This is a genomic window from uncultured Draconibacterium sp., from assembly GCF_913063105.1.
GTDB lineage: Bacteria > Bacteroidota > Bacteroidia > Bacteroidales > Prolixibacteraceae > Draconibacterium.
Window position 1 is genome coordinate 90,227 of the sequence record NZ_CAJXYQ010000011.1, and the last position, 13,874, is coordinate 104,100.

Here is a 13,874-nt window from a genome sequence, read left to right on the forward strand (position 1 = left end):
ACGCAAAAAGAGATGTTTAAGCATTTAAACACCTCTTTTCAATATCTTGTAGAAAAATACTACTGAATTTTATAGGCTATTAAAACATCGCCATGGCGCACAAAAAGACGCCCCTTATTAATGACCGGATGTGCCCAGTGTTGCGCTGTTCCGAGTTCAACCTTGGTTTGGCTTACTACCTTAAAAGCCTCGGGAGTTGCTTCCACCAATGCCAGTTCTCCTCGGTCGCTGTAGCAATACAACATACCATCGGCAAAAATAGTTACCCCTTTCCCAATGGCATCCGACACGTATGCCTCCTCACCGGTTTCCCAGTTTACGCAACGCCACTCGCGTGCTTTATCGCCCGAGCCATACATATAGCCATCCAGCACTACCATTCCGCCCATACGGCTATCGAGTTCCACTTTTTCCCACTGTTTGCTAACACTGCTTCCATCGTCGCTAAGGTCGAGTTTTACTCCACCTTTGCCGTAGCCACTAAAACAAAACAAGTCGCCATTGTAAAATAGCGGAGTGTTCGGATGCACTTTCCAGCGGTTGGTATGCGGAAAATCCCACAACATTTCTCCGGTTTTGGCATCAAGTGCAATTATGTGGTCGGCAGTGTGTGTTACCAGTAATTTTCGTGCAGGTAATTCGAGCAGTAAGGGAGTGCAATAAGCTGAAGTTTCGCCTTTACCTGGCGAGCTCCAGATTAATTCGCCGGTAAACCTATTGAGTGCAACCACATTATTTTTTGCTCCTCCCGGTGTTACATAAACCACATCGCCATCCACTACCACGGTTTCGGTAACTCCCCAGCGGATATTTTCACCATCGAAATCTTCAAAGGCATTTTTGGTCCATTTTTTATCGCCATTTTTGGCATCCATGCATATTAGTTCGCCGTAGCCGGTGTACATATACATTAAATCGCCGGCAACAACCACCGATGAACGCGAACCCGGATAGCTGTCTTTAAAATCTTTGCCATAATTTACTTTCCAGGCCACCGTTCCATCCTGGTTAAAAACAACTATAAATCCATCCTCTCCCTGCAAAGTGGAAAGATATATTTGGTTGTTGGCAAAAACCGGCGAGGAATGCCCTTCTCCAAGTCCTTCAAAAGTCCAAAGTATTTCGGGGCCATTGGCCGGCCATTCTTTTAATAAGCCGGTATCGGGATAAATACCATTATTTTCGCCCCGCCAAACCGTTGGCTTTTGGGCAAACAGAATTGTTGTAGTAAACAACAGTGTAAAAGCTACAAGTAAACATTTCTTAATCATGACTTTAAAGTTTAGTTTTGATTCTAAAAATAGAACCAAAACACCATATTAGCAAAGCCCACATTCAATTTATTAACTATCTAAATAGTAAAGAATATTTACAAGTTGTTTACATCTCATTAACAACTACATGGGGGCACAAAAAGATTTAAAACATATGATTGTTTTATTTAATAAAAACAGGTTAAAAAAGGTAGGCAACAAAAAAAGAGGATCTTTTAACATCCTCTTTTTTTCTATTATGTTCTATGTATTAAACTTTTATTCTGTAATAGCTTTTGCCTGGCGTTTACGTTCGTGTTCATCCAAATAGATTTTACGAATACGCATATGGTTAGGCGTTATTTCAATGTATTCATCGTTGCGGATATACTCCATGGCCTCTTCCAGTGAAAATTTTATGGCCGGTGCAATTCCTGCCTTATCATCCGAACCAGATGCGCGCATATTTGTAAGTTTCTTGGTACGGATAATATTAATGGTTAAATCGTCCTGGCGTGTATATTCTCCGATAACCTGACCGGCGTACACTTCTTCTCCGGGATCAACAAAGAATTTTCCGCGGTCCTGCATTTTATCCAGCGAATAGGTAATGGCTGTTCCGGTTTCGAGCGAAATTAATGCACCGTTACGTTTTACACCAAGCTCTCCTTTCCAGGGTTCGTAACCTTTTAAGCGGTGAGCCATAATGGCTTCGCCCTCGGTGGCAGTAAGCATTTGGTTACGCAAACCAATTAAACCACGTGCCGGAACAAAAAATTCCAGGTGAGCACGCTCGTCTTTCACCTCAATATTGGCAATTTCACCTTTTCGAGCGGTAACCAGTTCAATTACTTTACCCGAGAATTCGTCGGGCACCTGAACGGTAAGTGCCTCAATGGGTTCGCATTTCTTGCCGTCAATTTCTTTTATAATTACCTGTGGTTGTCCCAGCTGAATTTCGTAACCTTCGCGGCGCATGGTTTCTACCAAAATTGACAAGTGAAGAATTCCGCGGCCGTACACCAAAAACGAGTCGGCTGAATTGGTTTCTTCCACCCGAAGTGCCAGGTTTTTTTCCGTTTCTTTAAACAGCCTGTCGCGTACCTGTCGCGAGGTTACAAATTTACCGTCTCTTCCAAAAAATGGCGAGTTATTAGCCACAAACAACATGCTCATGGTAGGCTCGTCAACCTGAATTGGTGTTAATCCTTCCGGTTCTTCAGCGTCGGCAATGGTATCGCCAATATCAAAACCTTCCAGCCCCAGTACGGCACAAATTTCGCCCGACGGCACAGGGTCTTTTGTTTTTTCTTTTCCCAATCCTTCAAACAAATAGCACTCTTTGGCTACAGCTTTTATTTTTCTTCCATCGCGTTTTACGAGCGTTACCGGCGATCCGGGAATTAACTCGCCCCGCGAAACTTTTCCTACAGCAATTCGCCCGGTATACGATGAGTAATCCAGCGAGGTAATACGCATTTGCAAGGTTCCTTCTTTGTGTGTTGCCGGCGGAATGTGTTCCAAAATCTGATCGAGCAGATAAACCACATCTTCGGTTGGTGTTTGCCAGTCGGGGCCCATCCATCCGGCCTTTGCCGATCCGTAAACGGTTGGAAAATCCAACTGCTCTTCGGTAGCATCAAGGCTAAACATTAAATCAAAAACTTTTTCCTGGGCAATATCGGGTGTACAGTTTTCTTTGTCTACTTTATTCACCACCACCATTGGTTTCAATCCCAGTTCAATCGCTTTTTGCAGCACAAACCGGGTTTGTGGCATAGGGCCTTCAAAGGCATCAACAATAAGCAAAACGCCATCGGCCATATTTAAAACACGCTCTACCTCGCCACCAAAGTCGCTGTGCCCCGGTGTATCAATAATGTTAATTTTGGTGTCTTTATATCTAACCGAAACGTTTTTCGATAGAATGGTGATTCCACGTTCGCGTTCCAGGTCGTTATTATCGAGTAATAACTCCTTCACTTCCTGGTTATCGCGGAACAGTTTTACCTGGTGAAGTATACGATCAACCAAGGTAGTTTTGCCGTGGTCGACGTGTGCAATAATTGCAATGTTTCTGATTTCTGCCATTTTACTATTTTCTAATCCATTTAGCTAACATCGGAATTCACGAATTGTTTTCTGCATCAACATTTTACAGAAACAATCCATTCCCCGAAATCGGCGCGCAAATGTACGAAAGTTTTAACTACCCGAAGTAAAGCACGCGTGAAATGCATTTAAATTTAATGTTGAAAACGTGAACAGCACATTAAGAACATAAAATGTGTTGATTGCCAAGGAATAAAACGAAATGTTTAGAGGTAATTCCCAACACCCCTCGTTATAAACGAGGGGTAGATTGCCTAAGAAGCCGTTGATTCTTATTTTATCGCATACAAAAATTTATCTGTTCGCAGCAGCATTTTATCACCCACAAAAGCAGGAACAGCTTTTACCGTCTCGCTGATATCGTTTTCTGCCACTTTCTGAAATGAGTCGCCCGGTTTAATGATCGTACAAAATCCTTTTACGTTAATAAAATAGATATTTCCACCGGCATAAATGGGCGAAGCATTAAAATTACCTCTTAATTTTTCCTTCCAGATTACTTCACCGGTCATAGCATCAAGGCAAGTTACCATTCCGCGATCGTGAACCATATACATCAGCCCATCAACAATTACCGGTGTTGGAATTTGCGGAACTTCATCTTCGTAAGTCCACTTTACATGTGTTTGTGTTACATCGCCCTTGCCGGTTGGGTTAACGGCATACTGGCGTGTCCAAAATGGTTTGCCGTCTTCGAACAACCAACCTGAATTTACATACACCAATCCGTTGTAATAAAGTGGTTGGCTTACGGTTGAATCATCGCCATAGGTAATGGTCCAAACTACCTCGCCTGTATTTACATCGTGGGCATAACACTGATTGGCAGCGTTACTTATTAGCAATTCATTACCATTTACATTTATTACAATTGGTGTTTGGTACGACTTCCGGTAAACCGGCTCTAACAGGTCGTAAATTTCCTTTGGCCGAACACTTTTCCAAATCGTTTCGCCGGTGTTTTTATCAAGGGCCGCCACATAAGGATCTTCTGTTCCCTCCAGGTGAACAATCAGTTTGTTGTTATAAAGAATTAACGAAGAAGCAGGCCCCTGCATATGCTGGCACGGCATGTCTTCGCGTTTCCAAATCACTTCGAAAGTTTTTGTATCAATACAAGCCGTTCCGAAACTTCCGTAATGCACATAAACCCGCCCACTTTCGATGCAAGGTGTTGGCGTTGCATACGAGTTGGTTCCATGAATACGCTGTGGATCGTCTGCTGTAAATATTGCCTGTTCATTCAGTAATTTGCCGGTTTCCAGGTCAAAACAGACGACATAAAATTCATGACCTTCTTTATCGGCTGAAGTGAGCCATACCTGTTTGCCATACACCACCGGTGACGACCATCCATGCCCTTTTACCGGAACCTTCCAAACAATATTTTCAGTATTGCTCCATTCTAAAGGAGCTGTTTCCACACTGGCATGGCCATTCATGTTAGTGCCACGAAAATGGGTCCAGTTGCCTGATTCGTTTTTACAGGAAATAAAAAACAGAAACAAAATAAAAGCCAAAGGCAATGCGGTTTTCATGTTGATCGTATTTTGTGAATTTCAAAGGTAACATAAAATACAATTCTAATATCCTTTGAAACAGTAATCGGATGACCCTGCCGAAACATGAAGTCATCCGATAAATTAAGAGAAAACAGCCTTGTGCACCTCAGTGCACAAGCCATATATTGAATAGTTTAGTTTTGTATTTCTACGCCGCTTTCTTTTTCTGTTTCCGAAAATTTAATTCCATATTGCTCCAACTCATCCAAAATTGGCTCATAAATTTCTTTATTGGTTGGAATATACATACCCACCAGGGGTAATTGTCCGGTTAAATAAAGTTTTGCAGCAACAGCCAGCGGTAATCCTACTGTTTTTGCCATGGCGGTTTTTTCTCCCGATTCGCCAGTTACCACCAGCGAACTGTTCTTCTCACGCTTTTTTTGATTTTCTTTATCAAGATATTCAAACTTGTGCCACATTACAATCATATCCTTGTCGTGTGGCATTAATTGCCATTTCTCGGTCAGTAATTTTTCCATCACTTGCGCGGGAGTTGCCTTTTTCAGCCCTATTTTTCGTTTTTCAAAAATACCCAGCCATTCCAGTTTCGGGATAATCTCTGAATCCATTGGAATTTGCAACGAGTGATACAGCTTCAAATCGATGGTATCAGCAGCATGATAATATAAAAATGAGTTAATAAACTCGCGATAGGTCATGTCTTCAACATTGTCGATAAAATAATCGTCGCTGGTAGCCCCCAACTGTACAAATATGTTCCATGCTTTACAAAATCCCGGTCGACGCAAGGTACCCCTGTAAACAGTTGGCACACCTTCCAATCCGTACTTTTCAATATAACTCATCGAGTCGCGGTTAGCATACCCTTCAAACCAACCAAATTTGTCGATCTTTATTAACTCTGTCCTTCTAAAAAGCCGGTTGTAAGGGATATACTTTACTTTTCCGTTCTGGATAAATTTAGCGGGACCACCCTGCCCGGCCAATACCACGTTTCGCGGATTCCAGCTAAACTTATAGTGCCACGGGTTATCATCCGATTCGGGGGCAACAAGCCCGCCTGTAAACGACTCGAATGCTTCCAGCTGGTGGCCATCAGCTTTAATCTGGTTAATCATGCGCATAGCCGACATATGGTCTAACCCGGGATCCAGCCCACACTCGTTCAAAAAAAACAGACCTTTACTTTTCACTTCCTCCTCTGCCAGTTTCATTTCCTTACTTTCGTAGGAAGCGGTGAGTAAACTTTTTGAAAATTTAAGACACGACTGAACCACCAGTTTATGAAAACGTGCCGGAAGCATTGAAATAACCAGATCGGCCGCCCGAACCTCCTGGTCGCGGGCAAATTCATCTTTTACATTCAAAATGGAGAAAGGCAGATGAAAAGATTTTACCAGTTCACTCTCGGCTGCATCAACCACTTTAATATTCCAGTGGTATTTTATTGCGTGTTCGGCCAGGTAAGCGAGCAAAAATACACTCGATCTTCCGGCTCCAAATATTAATATGTTCTTCATATTTTTATACTATGAGATATTTAGATTTGAGTATAGAAGCTTTTTCAATCAACAGTTCTTATTAAACATTTGGTAATCCGTCATTCCGCCCGTCAGCTGACGGATCTGGAATTTTTTAACAGATGCTGAATCCGCCAGCTGACAGACAGCATGAGGTTCACCTGTTAAAGTAAATTTGCATACTGAAGATTGCCTATTGCCTACTTCTCTTAAACATTAAACTCAATTCCCTGAGCCAACGGAAGTTCTGTACTGTAATTTATTGTATTTGTTTGGCGACGCATGTAGGCTTTCCAGGCATCAGAGCCCGATTCGCGGCCACCGCCAGTTTCTTTTTCGCCACCAAATGCACCACCAATTTCAGCACCCGATGTTCCGATATTTACATTGGCTATGCCACAATCAGAACCTTCGTGCGACAGAAATTTTTCGGTTTCAAGCATGTGGGTAGAAAAGATGGCCGACGAAAGGCCCTGCGGCACATCGTTATGCAAACGAATGGCTTCATCCAAATCGGTATAACGAATCATGTACAATAGTGGAGCAAAAGTTTCGTCCTGAACAATTTTGTAATGATTTTCTACTTCTGCAATACAAGGTGTAACGTAACATCCCGATTCGTAACCTTTTCCTGAAAGTTTCTCGCCGCCAATTAAAACAGTACCACCTTCAGCTTTCACTTTTTCAACTGCTGACAGGTAAGTATCAACTGCCCAATTATCAACCAAAGGGCCAACCAGCGTATTTTCATCCAGGGCATGACCAATGGGCAGCTTGTCGTAAACGGCAATCAATCGTTTTTTAAAGTCTTCGTAAACTGAATCGTGCACAATAATACGGCGGGTAGATGTACAACGCTGTCCGCAGGTACCTACAGCGCCAAAAACCACGGCCCGCAGCGCCATTTCAAGGTTGGCATCAGGGGTAACAATTATGGCGTTATTACCGCCAAGTTCCAATATGGCTCTACCTAAACGTTCGCCCACTAAAGCGCCTACTTTTTTACCAATTTTTGTTGATCCGGTGAACGATACCAACGGAATATTTTTGTCGCTGAAGAACTCGTCGCCCAACTCGCGCGAACCTGCGGCAACCAGATTAAGCACCCCTTCAGGAATGTTATTGGCTTTTAAAACCTTTGCAACTATGTTATGCACAGCTATGGCACACAGCAACACTTTTGAAGATGGTTTCCAAATTACCACATCGCCTGCAACCATCGCAATCATAGCATTCCAGGCCCATACTGCCACCGGAAAGTTAAATGCCGAAACCACGCCAACAATTCCCAGTGGATGATACTGATCGTACATGCGGTGTTTTTCGCGCTCTGAATGCATGGTAAATCCGTAAAGCTGCCGCGACTGCCCCACGGCAAAATCGCAGATATCAATCATTTCCTGTACTTCTCCTAAACCTTCCTGATAAATTTTACCCATTTCGTAGGATACCAGTTTGGCTAGTGGTTCTTTGTATTTTCGCAGCTCCAAACCAATTTGTCGCACAATTTCGCCACGTTTAGGTGCGGGCACCATACGCCAGGTTTTAAAAGCTTTTTGGGCAGTTTCAACCACATCGCGATAGTCGGCTGCCGTTGCCTGGTTTATTTTGGCAATTAATGCCCCATCCGATGAGGAATATGATTCGATGACAGCTCCGGTGGTTTTCTTCCAAACGGTACCGGTGCATGCACCATTGTTTAAGTCGTTAATTCCTAAAACTTTTAATTCTTTTGAAATGTCAATTTTCATGATTTTCTATTTAAATTTATTTACATTTTATTACTTAAGAAGCGGGCTTGGCCCTTCATAATCTTCATATACTTTTGTCTCAACTACACTTTTTGCAACACCATCGACAGCCCCTGCCCAACTCCCACACACATAGTGCACAGGGCATATTGGCGACCTGATTCGTGCAATTGATGCCAGGCGGTTGTTACCAATCGGGCTCCTGACATTCCCAAAGGATGCCCCAGTGCGATTGCACCTCCAAGCGGATTTAACCGGGGATCGTTGTCGGCTATGCCAAATTCACGGATACAGGCCAATGATTGAGCGGCAAAGGCTTCATTCAGTTCGATAATATCTATCTGTTTGAATTTCAGCCCCAAACGTTTTAACAACTTATCAGTTGCAGGCACGGGACCAATTCCCATAATTCGAGGGGGCACCCCGGCAGCCTGCATACCCAAAATTTTTGCCCGTGGGGTTAGGTGGTATCTTTTCACAGCAGCTTGTGATGCTACAATTACAGCTGCCGCCCCATCGTTTATTCCCGACGCATTTCCGGCAGTAACTGTTGTTCCAGCACCATAAACAGGTTTTAAGGAGGCCAGTTTTTCGAGCGACGATAAACGGGGGTGCTCGTCTTTGTCAACAAGCATAGCTTCGCCTTTTTGCTGTGGAATAGCCAAGGGCATTATCTCTTTACCCAGAGATCCGTTTTTCTGCGCTTCGGCAGTTTTTAGCTGGCTGTGATGCGCAAATTTATCCTGATCTTCGCGACTTATGTTGTATTCTTTTGCCAGATTTTCGGCAGTGCAAATCAGCGGATCGGTACCAAACCGCGCTTTAAATTCTGGATTCACAAAACGCCAGCCAATGGTAGAGTCGTACATTTCGGCATTTCGCGAAAAAGCCTGTGTTGACTTAGCAACAACCATTGGCGCCCGCGACATACTTTCTACACCGCCGGCAATAATAAGATCGGCCTCACCAGTTTTGATGGCCCTTGCTGCTATGCCAATGGCTTCCATTCCCGACGAACACAGGCGGTTAACCGTAAGCCCCGGTACACTTTCGGGCAAGCCGGCCAACAGCAAAGCCATACGTGCCACATTTCGGTTATCTTCGCCGGCCTGGTTGGCGCAGCCCAAAATTACATCATCAATGGCTACGGGATCAATAACAGTATTTCGTTCCAGCAACTTTTTTATGGGCATGGCTGCCAAATCATCGGTTCGTATTGCTGATAAGGCTCCTCCATATTTTCCTACCGGTGTGCGAATAGCATCGCAAATAAAAGCTTCATTCATTATTCTGTTTCGTTTAATTTTACAATTGGTGCTTTATATTTTTTAAAGGCGCGGTACAAACCATCTGTAAGCTTATCTATTTCAGCCTGAGTAATTACTGTTGACAGCATGCACGAGAAGGTATTAATCATTAATGTATTTTCCTTGTAATACATGAAGTCGAGCAAATCGTTAATTATTTTTTTGGCAGGGGGACTGAGATATGCTTCGCGATAGGTAAGCGGAGCATTGGGGCGCAAATGCATACGGAACATTGAGCCTGCACCGGTAAGCGACACCGGCACATCAGCTAGTTTTATGGCTTCGCGGATTTGCTGAACGGCCTTTGAACTTAAGGCATTAATAGTTTCCACGGCCTTCTGGTTAAAATGTTCCATGGCCACAAAACCGGCTGTCATGGTAATTGGGTTTGCCGAAAATGTGCCGGAGTAAGGCAATAAGAGGTTCTTTTCGTGTGGATCGAAAACCCGCATTACATCTGCTCTGCCGGCAACTGCGCCAACGGGAAAACCTCCACCGATAATTTTTCCCAGTGAAGTCAGGTCTGGTTTAACCGTATAATTTTGTTGTGCTCCACCGTAATTTACCCTAAAGGTTACCACCTCGTCAAAAACCAGTAAAGCTTCGTTTTTACGAGTCCAACTGTAAAGGGCTTCAATAAAACTTTCATTTCCGGGCATCAGACCAACCCGGTGTGGAACCGGATCGACAATTACACAGGCAATATCAGCAGCATGTTTGTCTAAAATACTTAAGGTACGCTCGATATTATTATACGGGTAGATGATTACATCTTTTGAAACGCATGGCGGTGTACCGTGTGCTAATGGCACGCTGCTTGGCTGGTCTTCTTTTCCCCAGTTTGAAGGGTTGGCCATTTGACTAACTTCAGCAAAATCGTAAGTACCATGGTAAGCCCCCTCGGCCTTAGCGATTTTGGGTCGACCGGTGAAAGCCCTTGAGGCTTTAATCATTGCCATTACCGCTTCCGTACCTGAATTGGTAAATCGTATACGCTCAAAACTCTCTACGCGTTGGGTAAGGTGAGTAGCAAAAGCTACTTCAATTTCGGAAGCCAAGGTATAAGCAGTGCCCTTACGTAATTGATTGATAACAGCCTCGACAATAGGCTGAAAAGAATGCCCATGAATTAAGGCGGCCATATTGTTTGCAAAATCGGTTCGAACCGTTCCGTCAATATCGGTAATAAAGCATCCGGAAGCGGTATTAGCATAGTTTGGATAAGGTTTTCTGAAAACAGTGTTTCGGCTAACGCCTCCACTAATTACCTGCTGAGCCCGGTTATAAATCTCTTCGCTTTGTTCTTTTTTTGCCATCGTTTTATGGTTTACTGTTTTGATGACTCTATTAATTTTGCATCGGTATGTTGCTGCAAATATTTAAAACTAACGTTTGGTGCCAGCTCACGTACCTGAAGCTTTTTATTCACCACATCAAGAATAGCCAGGTCGGTGTAGATTCTGCTTACCACATTTTTTCCGGTTAGCGGATAAGTGCATTGTTTTACAATTTTTGAGAGCCCGGTTTTTGTGGTGTGTTTTGTAATTACAAAAATTGTTTTTACCCCTGCCACCAAATCCATAGCGCCACCCACCGCCGGAATATCATCAGGATTACCGGTTGACCAATTGGCCAGGTTGCCTTCTTCAGAAACCTGGTAGGCTCCTAAAACACAAATATCGATGTGTCCGCCGCGAATCATGGCAAAGCTGTCGGCATGATGAAAATAAGCTGCACCCGGAACTGCCGTGACGTATTTCTTACCGGCATTTACCAGCTCCGGGTCTTCGGCACCCGGAGGAGCTACTTTGCCCATTCCCAGCAAGCCATTTTCGGTATGATAGATTACCTCCCGGCCTTCAGGAATATAACCTGCTACCAACTCGGGAATCCCGATACCAAGGTTTACGTAGGCGCCATCATGAATATCCATGGCTACTTTTTGTGCCATTTGGGCTGTACTCCACCCTATAGTTTTATTGTTTGATTCCATGATATTTTTTGTTTTCTGCTACCAGTTTTGATTCGTCAACCGGATGAATAATTTCAACCACACGGTGCACAAATATTCCGGGAGTTACCACGTGTTCCGGATCAATTGCTCCGGGATCTACCAGCTTTCGTGCCTGCACAATGGTGGTGTTTGCAGCCATGCACATTACCGGTCCAAAATTGCGGGCCGTTTTATTGTACACCAGGTTACCATATTTATCGGCAGCAGCACATTTCACCAAAGCAAAATCGGCTTTTATTGCCTCTTCCAAAACATAACTGCGGCCATTAAACCTGCGTATTTCTTTACCTTCAGCCAAGGGAGTATTTACGGTTGTTGACGTAAAAAAAGCGGGTATCCCTGCTCCGGCGGCCCTTATGCGCTCGGCCAGTGTACCTTGCGGCACCAGCTCCAGCTCTATTTTGCCGGCGCGGTACAGCTCCGGAAAAACAACAGAAATAGCTGTTCGTGGAAAAGAACAAATGATTTTTCGTACCTGGCGGTTTTCGATTAAAGCAGCCAATCCCACATGCCCACTTCCGGCATTATTGCTTACCACAGTTAAATCCTTTGCCCCCTGATCAACCAGGGCATGGATAAGCTCAACCGGGCTGCCGGCTTCGCCAAAGCCGCTAATCATTACAATGGCGCCATCAAAAATATCCGAAACGGCTTCTTTTACCGATTGTACCTGCTTGTTAATCATCGTTTTGTTGCTTTAACGATTCGAGTTTTAGTGCCTCTTCCAATTTACTTTCAATAATTTCCAGTTCATCTTCGTAGAAATATTTTTCAGCCTTCCATGGCATTAATTTCTCGATGGTATTTTCCTGCTCATCGTACTTTGCAAAATATACGCGATCCATCCACTCCATGTTCCGTGCTTCGTTAAACTTTAGCACAAAAACTTTCTCGCCGTTAATTTCGGCTGTTCCCATTAAGGACGTTTTTCCGGCAGAAGAGGTCATGGTTATATACCGCGATGGGCGGTTTATTGATGCCAGGCTTCGATATACTTTGCTGAATATTTTTGTTATATCGGCAAGGGGAGCTGTAAAATGATGATGTTCGCCGGTAGGACGTGCACAATACATGGAATGAAAACCAATGCCGGTAATAGCCATAATATTTCCAAGGTCGATCCAGTTTTGTGCCGACCGGTCAATATCCACCTCCCCTTTTTCGTTTTTATATAAACTAATGGTGTTCATTATCGGGCTTTGGCTTTTAATTTTTATGCCATATTTCTTCAAACGCTGAACTGCTGCCAATGCTCCGGGGTTTGTTAACTCGCGGGGAGTCGACAAGTGTGCCATCCATACCACCTGAATACCGTTGTTTACCACCTTTTTCAGTAAGTGGAGAATTGGAGTAAAATGCTCGCTCAATAAAAACTCGGGGTGAAAAGATATGGCTCGTGAACCTATTCTCAGGGTTCGGATATGTAAAAGCTCTTCATCTTCAATTAGCGGCGTAACATAAGCTTTAAGGCGCTTATGCGAAATGTATCCGCCATCGCCGCCGGTAATTAAAATATCGGATATTTCAGGATGTTTTTTAAGGTACTTGTGCACCTGCCCGATATCGTGCTGCACAAACATATCTTCATCACCACGCACCTGTGCATGCCTGAAACAATAGGTACAAAAAGCAAAGCAGTTTTGCGTGCCTGCATCCAAAATAAGTTTTATTGGCGGGTATTTGTGTTGACTTCCATCTAATATTTCCAGCTGTCCCAGCTCATTATAAAAAAATGGTTTGTTCAGCTTCTGTTTGCCATCGTGCGGGTTGGTTTTGAGCTGGTAGGCCTCCACCACTTTTAATCGCTGTTCATCATCAGCCGCATCCAGGTATTTTTTCGTGTCTTCAGCATTTATCATTCCCGGCTGCGGAAATATCAGGTAATAATTTGGGTCATTGTGGTAATTGCTCCAGTTGATGGTATTTAAAATATGCTTGGTTGCCATAAACCGGTATACCTCGAGAAAGAATTCGCGTTCCTTCACTCTGTCGAGCACAATGCCATTCTTTTTTAGTACATGCAAAATTTCGCGAAACCCGATTAAGCCTGTATAGTGTGTCTTTCCTGTAAACATGGGGGTTTCTGTTTGCTTAAAGCCCGAATACTGCGGATAACACTTTTGCAAACGGTTTACAATACCGGCTGGTAAAAGTTGCTCATTAAGAATAGTTTGTACGGTTTCGGGGGCAAAATCATAGACACGCGTCAGATCTTTAACATCATAAGCATCTTCTATTCTGTTCATTTTAAGTTTTTTAATGAAAATTTTCGTTGTTAATAAAGCCGACAAGTTGATATAAACCGGCTGTATCGGTTATCACACCTACTGGCATAGCAACATATTCCGCATCCCTCTTACCGAAACCGATTAGAAAGAACAGTAATACCAC

The 13,874-nt window shown here is 43.6% G+C and carries 10 protein-coding genes; all 10 read right to left on the reverse strand.

Annotated elements, in window-relative coordinates; translation table 11 throughout:
- Nucleotides 1–59: 59 nt before the first annotated feature.
- Nucleotides 60–1,271, reverse strand: coding sequence for a PQQ-binding-like beta-propeller repeat protein (locus QZ574_RS12150; protein ID WP_297089816.1), 1,212 nt, complete (start codon nucleotides 1,269–1,271; stop codon nucleotides 60–62).
- A 261-nt stretch (nucleotides 1,272–1,532) separates the two neighbouring features.
- Entirely contained in the window at nucleotides 1,533–3,344 is a 1,812-nt protein-coding gene (gene typA, locus QZ574_RS12155; protein WP_297089818.1) for a translational GTPase TypA, read from the reverse strand.
- Between the two features lie 293 nt (nucleotides 3,345–3,637).
- Complete coding sequence (locus QZ574_RS12160) at nucleotides 3,638–4,903, reverse strand: PQQ-binding-like beta-propeller repeat protein (protein WP_297089820.1); 1,266 nt, start codon at nucleotides 4,901–4,903, stop codon at nucleotides 3,638–3,640.
- Between the two features lie 158 nt (nucleotides 4,904–5,061).
- Nucleotides 5,062–6,411, reverse strand: a complete 1,350-nt coding sequence (locus QZ574_RS12165) for a saccharopine dehydrogenase C-terminal domain-containing protein (protein ID WP_297089822.1) — start codon at nucleotides 6,409–6,411, stop codon at nucleotides 5,062–5,064.
- A gap of 209 nt (nucleotides 6,412–6,620) precedes the next feature.
- The gene (locus tag QZ574_RS12170; RefSeq protein ID WP_297089824.1) at nucleotides 6,621–8,162 is read right to left on the reverse strand and encodes an aldehyde dehydrogenase family protein; all 1,542 of its coding nucleotides are present in this window, start codon (nucleotides 8,160–8,162) and stop codon (nucleotides 6,621–6,623) included.
- An 83-nt stretch (nucleotides 8,163–8,245) separates the two neighbouring features.
- Nucleotides 8,246–9,448 carry a 3-oxoadipyl-CoA thiolase gene (pcaF, locus tag QZ574_RS12175; RefSeq protein ID WP_297089826.1) on the reverse strand — a complete coding sequence of 401 codons (1,203 nt, stop codon included), beginning with the start codon at nucleotides 9,446–9,448 and terminating at the stop codon, nucleotides 8,246–8,248.
- Nucleotides 9,448–10,785: an aminotransferase class III-fold pyridoxal phosphate-dependent enzyme gene (locus tag QZ574_RS12180; protein WP_297089827.1), complete on the reverse strand. Its 1,338-nt coding sequence runs from the start codon at nucleotides 10,783–10,785 to the stop codon at nucleotides 9,448–9,450. The genes pcaF and QZ574_RS12180 overlap by 1 nt, the downstream gene beginning before the upstream one ends.
- An 11-nt stretch (nucleotides 10,786–10,796) precedes the next feature.
- Nucleotides 10,797–11,462 (reverse strand): 3-oxoacid CoA-transferase subunit B, encoded by a 666-nt coding sequence (locus QZ574_RS12185; RefSeq protein WP_297089829.1) that lies wholly within the window; start codon nucleotides 11,460–11,462, stop codon nucleotides 10,797–10,799.
- Entirely contained in the window at nucleotides 11,446–12,168 is a 723-nt protein-coding gene (locus QZ574_RS12190; protein WP_297089831.1) for a 3-oxoacid CoA-transferase subunit A, read from the reverse strand. The genes QZ574_RS12185 and QZ574_RS12190 overlap by 17 nt, the downstream gene beginning before the upstream one ends.
- Entirely contained in the window at nucleotides 12,161–13,729 is a 1,569-nt protein-coding gene (locus tag QZ574_RS12195; protein WP_297089833.1) for a hypothetical protein, read from the reverse strand. The genes QZ574_RS12190 and QZ574_RS12195 overlap by 8 nt, the downstream gene beginning before the upstream one ends.
- Nucleotides 13,730–13,874 lie beyond the last annotated feature (145 nt).